Genomic DNA, 6211 nt, shown 5'->3' with positions numbered 1-6211 from the left:
ATATTTGGTTGTCGTATTTAACTGTTTCAAATTTTAATTTATTTCTTCTAATAACTAAATCTTCATAAATTTCTTCTTCTTCATCTGTTAAAATAGAAATTTCTTTCATTTTATGAAATAAGGCAGATAAAAAAATCATAATAGTTGTAAGTCTTTGTTGTCCATCAATTATTGCATATTTATTATCATTTTTTAATTCATATAAAAAATGTCCAAAGTAATATGGAACTTTAGAGTTACTGTTAATATAATTTTCTAAATCTTTATAAAAAATATCTACTTGTGTCTTATTATCTTTAGAGTTTGTTGGAGTATCCCATGAATAAGCTCTTTGATAATTAGGAACGTAAATATAACTATGAGATATCATTCCTTTTATTGTAGTTGATGCTTCCACTAAGTTTCTCCTTTGATTAATTTATATTTATATTATATACATAAATTAATTAATCATCAATGCTATTAAAATTTCTTTTAATATTTTCTGTATTTATTTTAAAGAAATAAGCTCCAGAATGTCTATTTCTTAATTTTATTGTGACAGATTTACTTTTTTTCATAAAACTCTCCTTTTTAATCTTTTATTATGTAATATCATATTTAGTTTAAAAATGCAATTTAAAAAATCAGATAAATGTATTTTTATAGTTTGAAATGTTTGTATATGGTATAATATAAAAAGGGAGGGATATAGGAAATGAAAAATTTATTATTTATATTAACTCAATTTTTAAGTGAACTTGGAAGTACAATAACAAATTTTGGAATTATTCTTTGGATTAATAGTAAAAATCCAAATGTTTTAACTTTTAGTTTATTATCAATATCGGTTTTTTTACCAAAAATAGTGTTTGGAATTATAATAGGTTCTATTATTGATAGAATGGAAAAGAAAAAATTAATATTGATTGCTGATTTTTTAATAGGATTAAGCTCATTAGTTTTATTTATTTTATTTAAATTAGATAAGGTTAATATTCCCTTGATAATTTTATTGAATTTTATTAGTGGAATATTTTCGTGTATTCAAGATTCATCAAAGGGAGTTTTAAAAACTATTATTTTTTCAAATGATGAGTATATAAAGTTTAATGGATTAATATCTTTTCTATCTGGAGTTTCAATGTTATTAAGTCCTATTATTGGAGCTTTTTTATATTTTAATATTGGAATGGAAAATATCATAATCATTGATATTTTGACTTTTTTAATTGCATCAATATTTTTGTTTAATATGAATATTCCTAAAGAAAATATATTAACTTCTAAAATTAACTTGAAAAAAATCTGGAATGATTTTCAATTTTCAATTAATGAAGTGAAAAAAATAAAAGAGCTAAAAACTTTAATATTATTTTATAGTTTAGTAAATTTATTTTCAGGAATGACATATTTTAGTTTAATTTCTCCTTTAATTTTGCAAAGAACAGAAAATAATGGAGAGATTTTAGGTTTTGTTAATATGTTTTTAGGATTAGGATTTATTTTGGGAGGAATATCTGTATCAATATTTAAATTTAATATATCTAAAGAAAAAATTATCTATATATCTATAGCTTTTTCATTTTTATGTGGAGATTTATTTTTAGCTTTTGGAAGAAATAATGTAGTTTGGTATTTAGGAGCCTTTTTTGCTTCATATTTTATTCCTTTTTCAGATGCTAATAAAGCATATATTTGGAAAGATAAGATTAAACAAGAAAATAGAGGGAGAATTTTTGCCTATAGAAATACTTTAGAATCTTTATCTCGTCCAATAGGAATGTTATTAGGTGGATTAATTGTAGAGTATTCTTTTCAAGGAATTGTTAAAAATAATTTCCAACTAATAGAGTTATATTTTGGAAATACAAAAGGTGGGGCTATTGCTTTATTATTTGTTTTTACAGGAGTTTTAGGATTTTGTGTTTGTAGTTATAGTTTATTAAAAATAATAAAAAGAGAGAGCATAAAAGCTCTCTCACAGACCTAAATGGTTCATTTTTTAAAATATTTAGCAGTGTATAAATACTTATCTATATGAAAATCAAAATTTTCGTATTCATAAAGTGAAGTTGCAGAATAAGAACGAACAGGAATAATTTTTGTAATTGTTTTAGTTTCAGTATGAGAGTATTTTTTATTTAAGAGAATAATATCAGCATCTATTTCTTTGGCAAATTGAATAGAGTCATTTTTATTTATATTATTTTTTCCTTGAAATTGACTTTCTCCAATAGGAGTAACTAAAGTGTTATTAATAGATTGTATTTTTTGAGTATTTTTATCAGTAGTATAAGAGTTTTTATATGGATTAGAAGTACATCCTACGATAGTTAAACAAGCTAATAGAGTAAAAATATTTTTCATAATTCCCTCCTTTGAATATTAAAAATTATATATAAAATTTAGGTCTGTAATTTATTATTATAATTAAAAGCAGTTTTTCTTTTTATAATAATCAAATATTTGAATTAGTCTTTAATTTGTGTTATAATTTTCGACAGTTACATAAAATAAGGAGAGAATTATGAATAGAAAATTAAGTGTTTTAATAGTTTTGTTAGGTGGAGTAAGTTTTGGAGTATTATCAACAATTGTAAAAAAATCGTACGATGTAGGGATGAATTTAGGTCAGATTTCCACATCGCAAGCATTTTTAGGAGCAGTTTTATTATGGATATTTATTTTTTATAAAAAAGTAAGTGATAAAAATTATAAAATAGAATTTAAATCAAAAGAAGCAATGATTTTAATGTTTTCAGGAATTTCAACAGCTTGCACAAGTATAGTTTATTATAAATCATTACAATATCTATCAGCTTCAATGGCAATATTATTACTTTTCCAATTTACTTGGATAGGAAATATAATAGAGTGTGTTTTAGAACGAAAAAAATTAGAAATGAAAAAATTTATTTCACTAATAATTCTTATTGTAGGAACTTTATTAGCTTCAAATGTATTAATTGATGGATTTAATATAAATCCTATAGGTCTTGTTTTCGGATTGCTATCAGCACTTTCATATTGTGTATTTATGTATGTTAATGGAAAAGTTATAACTTATGTTAACCCTATACAAAGAAGTGCTTGTATGATAACAGGTGCAACTATTTTTTTAGTAATTGTATTTTTTAAAAGTTTATTTGTTGGAAACATATCTTTCTTATCAGGATTTGAATATGGAATTCCACTAGCATTTTTTGGTAATGTAATCCCACCTGTATTTTTCTCAATGGGAGTTCCTATTATAGGAATTGGGTTATCATCAATTTTAGGTTCAATTGAACTTCCAGTAGCAACATTATGTTCTGTTTTAATTTTGCATGAACAAACATCATTAATAAGATGGTGTGGAATTTTATTAATTTTAACAGCAATTATAATTCCGGTAATTAGTAAGAAAGAAAAAAGAAAATTAGAAAATATTTAAGATGAAAGGTATCAAGTTATTTGGTACCTTTTTTTATTGGCACTTGAATCTCTGTAATATATTCCTCTGGATTTATAGTAGCATGAATATCTATATGAAAAAATTCATAAATGTCCCCAGTTATATTAAGATTATTAGTATTAATAAAATTTTTGATAATATTATATGAATTATTTATATTTGAATAATTTCCTTTAAAAAATAAAACTAAAAATAAATTTTCTTTTAAAATTCCATTGCTTTTACTTAAATTATTTGTGGTAATAAATGTTTCACTATAAATATTATATTGTCCTTTTAGGAAACTATCCAAAGTTAAAGTTACTCCTCTTTCTTCCTCTGTAAAGAGAAAATTATCTTGAAAAAGTGTATTAGAACTTAAAGATTTAATTTGAAAATCAATATCTTCTTCCTTTTTTATATTTCCTTTTATTTTAATAATATTTCTTGTTGGAATAAATTTTAAAAAAGGAACATCAAAAATAATTTCTTTTTTTAAAAAATTTAATTTTTCTTTTTTTAGTATTAAATTATTTTTTAGCTTTAAAATATTTTCAAGCTCATTATTTATTATATTAAGTTGATAATCAATAATATTCATTGTAGTTTGAAGATTTCGATTTTTTAAAAAATCTTTGATAATATTTAAACTTACGCCCATTTCTCTGAGACTTCTTATATTATTTAAAGTCCAAATTTGATCCTTAGTATAATATCTATATCCGTTATCTTTTTTTAAACTAGGTTTTAAAATTTCTATTTTGTCATAGTGTCTTAATATATCAACACTAATATTATACATTTTACTAAATTCACCAATTGAATAGTATTCTTTCATAATTAACTCCTTTTTTATAAATTAAATTTGACTCTAGTATTATACAAGAGATTATACTATATTTAAAAGATTTAGGAGGAATATTATGAAAGAAAATTTATTAACTGGAAATTTATTAAAACTCACCATGAAATATGGTGGTCCATCTATTTTAACAATGTGGATATTTTCTTTATATACAATTGTAGATGGAATTTTTATTGGAAAATTTTTAGGTTCTAAAAGTTTAGCTGCTGTTAATATTGTTATGCCATATATTAATTTTTCATTTGCTCTTGGAATAATGGTGGCAATAGGAAGTTCTACAATGATATCAATTCAACTTGGAGCAAATAATTATAAATTAGCTAAGAAAATATATAGTTTATCTATACAATTATTTGTAATTTTAGGTGGATTATTAAGTTTAGGAGGTATATTTTTTTCAAAATATATAGTTGTTTTTTTAGGAGCTAATGATTTGCTATTAAAGGATTCTTCTGAATATTTATTTTATCTTTCATTTTTTACTTTATTTTATCTTTTATCTTATGGATTAGAATGTTTTGTCAGAATAGAAGGAAAACAAAATTATTCCCTTATATGCATTCTAGGTGGAGCATTGATGAATATATTACTTGATTATATTTTAATAGTTGAATATAATATGGGAATAAAAGGTGCAGGAATAGCAACAGGAGTTGCTCAATTAACAACATCAGTAATGTTATTTTTAGTATTGTATTATAAAGGTGAAAAGTTAAAGTATAAATATACTAAATTAAAAAGAAGTATAGTTATAAATATTTTATATAATGGTTCTTCAGAGTTTTTAACAGAAATTACAACTGGAATAGTTCTTTTAGCTTTTAATATTTATATTATGAAATTCATAGGAAATGAAGGGGTATCTGCATTTAGTATAATTGGGTATATTTCTACTCTAGTAACAATGACAATGATAGGATTTTCTCAAGGAATTCAACCAATAATTAGTTTTAATTATGGGGCAAAAAATTATAAAAGAGTTTTTAATATTTTAAAATTAAGTTTGTTTATTATTTTAGGATTAGGAATATTATTTTATAGTTTAGTTAATATTTTTTCCCATGATTTAGTAGTTATTTTTGCAGAAATGGGGATAAATATACTAATAAGTTCATATTTTACAGCTATTGAAAATGCTTTTATGTCATGCATTTTAAGTATTTTGAGAGGTCTTATTTTTATAAATTTACTTTTATATGTACTTCCTAAAATATTTTTAACAAAAGGAATATGGATGTCTTCATCAATAAATGAATTTATAACTATTTTATTTTCAATTTATCTTTTTAATAGAAGTTTATATAAAGAAAAAAACATCTGAATTTTCAGGTGTTTTTTTATTAAAAAAGAATTAGTTAAAAATATATTTATTTTAAAAATTTTATAAATTTATTTTTTAAATCAAACAAATTTTATTGATTTTAAACATAATAGATCTTATCGCTCTAATTTAAGACTGTTTTTTAAGTTAAAAACAATACAAATTGTGCTTATTCAAAAACAAATAATGATAAAAGTTATTGAAAAACAAAAATTAAAGTGCTAAAATTCAAGTGTTCAAATATATTTGATATTCAATTGGCCATTGGATAATTTTAAATTATACAATAATTTGGGAGGAATTTATTTATGAAAAAAAAGCTTACTTTATATCAATTAATTGCATTAAGTATTGCATTTTATGGAAGTATTCGTAATGTTCCAACAGTGGCAAGTGCAGGTTGGGAAGCTATCTTCTTTATGGCTGGAGCAGGTATATTATTTGCTATTCCAATTTCGTTAATAGCTGCAGAATTAGCAACAGGGTGGCCTCAAGAAGGAGGACCACAAGTATGGGTTAAGGTGGCTTTCGGAGAAAAATGGGCATTTGTTGTTTCTTGGCTTCTTTGGATTCAAATGTTAATAGGAATGCAAATGGTTGGATCTGCATT

At 22.7% G+C, this 6211-nt stretch carries 7 protein-coding genes; 4 read left to right on the top strand and 3 right to left on the bottom strand.

The genetic code is table 11. The features are described 5' to 3' along the window. Positions 1-397 (bottom strand): DUF262 domain-containing protein (locus Q0V09_RS06520; protein ID WP_297487785.1); only part of this gene is annotated, 397 nt, incomplete at its 3' end. A gap of 300 nt (positions 398-697) precedes the next feature. On the opposite strand from Q0V09_RS06520, the gene Q0V09_RS06515 reads away from it, so the two are divergent. Next, complete coding sequence (locus Q0V09_RS06515; protein WP_297408077.1) at positions 698-1972, top strand: MFS transporter; 1275 nt, start codon at positions 698-700, stop codon at positions 1970-1972. A 5-nt stretch (positions 1973-1977) separates the two neighbouring features. Here the strand turns inward: Q0V09_RS06515 and Q0V09_RS06510 are convergent, their stop codons facing one another. Then, a complete protein-coding gene (locus Q0V09_RS06510; protein ID WP_297408079.1) occupies positions 1978-2349 on the bottom strand; it encodes a hypothetical protein in 372 nt (123 codons plus the stop codon). A 160-nt stretch (positions 2350-2509) separates the two neighbouring features. On the opposite strand from Q0V09_RS06510, the gene Q0V09_RS06505 reads away from it, so the two are divergent. Further along, positions 2510-3415 (top strand): DMT family transporter, encoded by a 906-nt coding sequence (locus tag Q0V09_RS06505; protein WP_297487783.1) that lies wholly within the window; start codon positions 2510-2512, stop codon positions 3413-3415. 16 nt (positions 3416-3431) lie between these two features. Here Q0V09_RS06505 and Q0V09_RS06500 read toward each other — a convergent pair whose 3' ends face one another. Next, positions 3432-4253, bottom strand: a complete 822-nt coding sequence (locus Q0V09_RS06500) for a MerR family transcriptional regulator (RefSeq protein WP_297407816.1) — start codon at positions 4251-4253, stop codon at positions 3432-3434. An 85-nt stretch (positions 4254-4338) separates the two neighbouring features. Here Q0V09_RS06500 and Q0V09_RS06495 point away from each other — a divergent pair, with 85 nt between their 5' ends. Next, entirely contained in the window at positions 4339-5601 is a 1263-nt protein-coding gene (locus Q0V09_RS06495; RefSeq protein WP_297487781.1) for an MATE family efflux transporter, read from the top strand. Positions 5602-5909: 308 nt separating this feature from the next. After that, the coding region (locus Q0V09_RS06490) for an amino acid permease (protein WP_297487779.1) at positions 5910-6211 on the top strand (302 nt) is incomplete at its 3' end.

The sequence above is a fragment of the uncultured Cetobacterium sp. genome (genome assembly GCF_947039425.1).
GTDB lineage: Bacteria > Fusobacteriota > Fusobacteriia > Fusobacteriales > Fusobacteriaceae > Cetobacterium_A.
Note: the sequence above shows the minus strand (reverse complement) of the source record. Positions and strands in the feature narration are given on the sequence as shown.